This window comes from Mycobacterium sp. (genome assembly GCF_049673265.1).
Classification (GTDB): Bacteria; Actinomycetota; Actinomycetes; order Mycobacteriales; family Mycobacteriaceae; genus Mycobacterium.
Genome location: NZ_JBATXN010000632.1, coordinates 1 through 1,745, shown reverse-complemented (window position 1 = coordinate 1,745; position 1,745 = coordinate 1). Strand labels below are relative to the sequence as shown.

The window sequence follows — 1,745 nt, the reverse complement described above, 5'->3', positions numbered from 1 at the left end:
AAGTAAGCCACGACCAGGACGAGCACGCCCATCACCACGGCCACGCTCACTAGGCGCTAAGCAGTAGTTCGAAACACCCCCGGTTAAGCGGCCGGGGGTGTTTCGTTTTGCCATGGATCGCATCTGGCAGTGGGCGTGGAATCGGTACAAATCCAGGTATTCGTGGGCATGCTGGGCACTCACTCTCCCCCTTGCACTCCCGGTTTATCTCGCCTGGTCGCTGGGCATCGTCGCTTTCGAGAGGTCTGATCACTACACCGAGGCGGCCGCAGTGACCGTGGTCGCCGTGCTCGCGTACCTGTATGTGCTGGTAGCTCCCGGTGGAAGGGATCCCCGCCTCATTGAGCGGTGGGCCGCCGGTGACGACGTTGATCGAGAGAGCGCACTGCGCGCCACCTACAGCTATGGACGGAAACTCATTGCGAAGGGGGTGGTCGTCACCTTTGTTTGGGTCGCGGCGCTGTTCGTTGGTATCGGGATGATTGCCGGAGCGAGCGGGTCGCGGCTCATCCAGTACGCGATTCTGGGCGCCATGGCCGGAACTGCAGGCCAGCTGATCACTGTGCACAGCTACGTCGAATCAACCCTGCGGCCCGCCAGGACTGCGATCGCCTCGGATACGGAGATCGGCGATTCACTGCCTCGCTCTCGCCCGGGGTTCGCCACGTGGACCAACGTGGCCGTGCTTGCGGTGGGGTTCGCGTTTGCCGTCGCGGGCGCGATTCTGGGAGCCGTGTTAGACGCGGCCAGGCACGGCCCTGCCCTCACCATGGTGATCGGTGGTGTACTGGTGCTCGTCGTCGGGCCGTCGCTCTGGGCCGCGTACTCGCCACTCCTGCAACCCATTCGCGATCTCGCCGCAGGAACTGAACGTGTCGCGGCCGGCGATTACAGCCGGCGCCTGCCGGTGGTTCAAGATGACGACCTCGGCGCGCTGGCGGCGTCGTTCAACCGTATGCAGGCGGGATTGGCTGAGCGGCAACGACTTCAGGCGGCATTCGGAACCTACGTCGACCCAGTCCTGGCGGCGCGGCTTCTTCAGCAGGGTGACGACGTCTTCACCGGTGAGCGCCGCGAGGTGACGGTGATGTTTGTCGACATCCGGGACTTCACTCCGTTCGCGGAGGCGAATACCGCCGAGGACACGGTCGCTCGCCTCAATGCGCTATTCGAGATCGTTGTGCCGGCCGTCGTCGATGTCGGTGGGCACGTCAACAAGTTCCTCGGCGACGGTGCGCTGGCGGTCTTCGGTGCCCCGAACGACATCGCCGATCATGCCGACGCCGCAGTGCGCGCCGCGGTGGTGATTCACCGTCTGGTCGCCGAGCGATTCGGGGGCGAGCTCCGGATCGGCATTGGGATCAACACCGGCAAGGTGATTGCCGGCACCATCGGCGGCGGCGGCAAGCTCGAGTTCACCTTGATCGGTGATGCGGTCAACGTCGCCGCCCGCGTCGAGCAACTCACCAAAACCACCGGTGACGCGATCCTTCTCACGCGCCACACTGTCGACGCCCTGCCTGTTCGACCATCCGGACTGTCCGACCGCGGATCACACGCCCTGAAGGGAAAGTTAGCCGAGGTGCAGGTCTTCGGCCTCGACTTAGCGGTGGATCGCCTCGGCTGAGATGGCTTACATCCCCCACTACCGAAACCGCAGTGGTCGACAACCTCGCCGTGAGGAAGAGAACGCAGGCCGGCTCGCGATGGGCTCGCTCCTCGAGACATAAATCGCTGCGACTTGC

Annotated in this window: 1 protein-coding gene; it reads left to right on the top strand. The window is 64.3% G+C overall.

Annotated elements, in window-relative coordinates:
• Positions 1–112 precede the first annotated feature (112 nt).
• On the top strand, positions 113–1,627 hold the full coding sequence (locus tag WBF82_RS21490) for an adenylate/guanylate cyclase domain-containing protein (protein ID WP_424384951.1): 1,515 nt from the start codon (positions 113–115) through the stop codon (positions 1,625–1,627).
• Positions 1,628–1,745 lie beyond the last annotated feature (118 nt).

Coding starts and splice junctions, on each gene's coding strand:
- WBF82_RS21490 (WP_424384951.1), top strand. CDS start 113: ATGGATCGCATCTGGCAGTGGGCGTGGAATCGGTACAAATCCAGGTAT.